We start from the raw sequence: 2,446 nt of genomic DNA on the forward strand, positions 1-2,446 counted from the left end.
GTATAGTATTTAATATCTGAAAGAAAAATTCATATGCAACAGTCATAAATCCACTCCTTTTATATATATTTCATTTGCAACATTACCTATCTAATTATAGCATAATCTACAGTTCTTTTGCTGTTCACTAAAATAGATGTTTTTATGAGCACTTATTTTTATATGTTTTTTGTCACTTTTTATTTTTTTATACACCTTTATATTACTTTAATAAACAAATTATACGTAGCTTTTTAACTAATATAATTTTCTTGTATGTAAAAAAGCCACTGATATTACATCAATGACTTAATAAATATTTCAAAGCTAAATTTTTAAATACCATAAACCTCTTATATTTTTATTTCACATCAATTTCAATATTCTCTATATACAAATCCACATGAGGATATGATGAAAAACTGTACTTTTCTCCATCTCTACTACGTTCTAAACTATTTATAAAAGTATTAATATCCTTCATATTGGAATTAATGTTTTCTTCCTTATAACAGCCATCTTTCTTAAAAGTAATAATCAGCAATAAAGCTTTTGATATATGTAATCTTTGCGCCTCTAGTAATATTCCTACCATTGCTGTTAACAATTGATAACGTATATCTCCACCATCTAGTGGATAGCATCCATAAATACTTTCATATAATGAATTTATCCTGTTAATCTTGTTATCAGTTATTTTCTTATCATCTAATTCTTCTGAAATCAACTTTCCTAATGTCTCATCTGCTTTAGCTTCTACTCCTATTACTATTTCACCACTTTGTTCAATGTATAAATCATGATTACGTCCCCCACCTCTTCCCACTAATGAGGTAATCTTTTCTGGCTCACATTTAAATACCTTGCTACTTTTACATCCTATATTTAATAAAATATCCTCAATTTCTTTTGGTAAATATCCATTTCCATCTAAAATATACTTAGCTAATTCTTTGGCACTTCTTCCATCTTTCCATTGATTCTCTTTTTTAGGACCCCCTAATTTACACCAATCTTCCAATGAATTTATTCTTTGTGAATTCTTTTCTATCTCTATATTGTAAGTTCCCATTTAACCCTCCCCAAATATATGATATATCTCATATCTATATTATATATGTAATCTACCACCAATACATATAACCATGCTCTTTTTATATTAAAAAAGCTAGAATACTTAATGAACTGTCTACCATAAAGGGAGCATATCATATTGTATTCTAGCTTTTTTCTAATTTTTATTACCCATACAAATCTATAATATATATAAATTTACCATATATTCAATTTTATTATATTTACATATGTTATTTTCCTTAAAACTTATCATTAACATCTATAGCTATCTCTTCTTTTCCCATCTTCTTTGATAAAAACACAAAGTAAGTCACACATAATATAATTTGAACAAATGTAGACATAGGAGTGGCAAGACCTACTTTAAATAATGACACAGGTAGTATTTTACTCATAATAAATGATACTGGTATTCTTACAAGAAATGCACCTACTATACCTTGTATCATTACAAAAGTTGTTTTTCCGCATCCATTAAAGTAACCTACCATAGAGAACATGATAGCAGTTAAAAGGCAGTCTATACCGTATGCTTTCATATATTCCCATGCTGCTAAAACTACTTCTCTATCCTTAGAAAACATTCCTGCAAGCAAATCTCCATGGAAAAATGTGAAATAAAACATTACAACTCCACAACATAAAGATGCTGAAATTGAATAAAGAAGAACTTTTCTTGCTCTATCATATTTTTTAGCTCCATAGTTTTGAGCCACAAATGCAGACACAGCTTGAGAGAAAGATGATGGTATAAGCATTATAAATCCAACAAGTTTTTCTGCAACACCAATTCCTGCCGATGGAATTACCCCCAGTGAATTACCTATAATCATAATTACAAGGAAAGATAAATGAACAAGACCATCTTGTAGGGCTATGGGTGCACCATATTTGATTATTTTAGATGTTAAATTTTTATGGAACTTTATACTTTCTTTGGAAAACTCAAAAGGAGTTCCACGTTTCTTAATAATAACTAAAGATAAAATAACACTAATTGCTTGAGCCATTACAGTTGCTATTGCAGCACCAGTGGCAGCCATTTTAAATACACCAACAAAAATTAAATCTCCTATAATATTTGCAACACATGCAATTCCTACTGTAATAAGAGGAGTCTTCGAATCTCCTAGTCCTCTAAATACACCACCAATAATATTATAAGCAACTATAAAAATAGCACCTGATGCACAAACTTTTATATACATTACTGTACTATCAAAGGCTTCTTTGGGAGCATGCATAAAAGTAGAAATAGGTGATGCAAATACAACAACTAAAATAGTAATAATAATAGCTAAAACAGCAAATATTGAAATACCACTACCTACAACATCTCCTGCTTCCTTAGATTTTCCTTCACCAAGTTTTTGACCTATTAATATAGTAA

The 2,446-nt window shown here is 29.1% G+C and carries 2 protein-coding genes; both read right to left on the reverse strand.

The genetic code is table 11. The features are described 5' to 3' along the window. Positions 1-340: 340 nt before the first annotated feature. The gene (locus J7G74_RS16470) at positions 341-1,051 is read right to left on the reverse strand and encodes a DUF6946 family protein (protein WP_297137406.1); all 711 of its coding nucleotides are present in this window, start codon (positions 1,049-1,051) and stop codon (positions 341-343) included. A gap of 244 nt (positions 1,052-1,295) precedes the next feature. Beyond that, on the reverse strand, positions 1,296-2,446 hold a 1,151-nt coding region (locus J7G74_RS16475; RefSeq protein WP_297137408.1), incomplete at its 5' end, for an MATE family efflux transporter.

The sequence above is a fragment of the Terrisporobacter sp. genome, from assembly GCF_017888745.1.
Classification (GTDB): domain Bacteria; phylum Bacillota; class Clostridia; order Peptostreptococcales; family Peptostreptococcaceae; genus Terrisporobacter.

What these genes read in the sequence shown, in the direction of transcription:
- J7G74_RS16470 (WP_297137406.1), bottom strand. Translation starts at nt 1,051, where the DNA reads ATGGGAACTTACAATATAGAGATAGAAAAGAATTCACAAAGAATAAAT.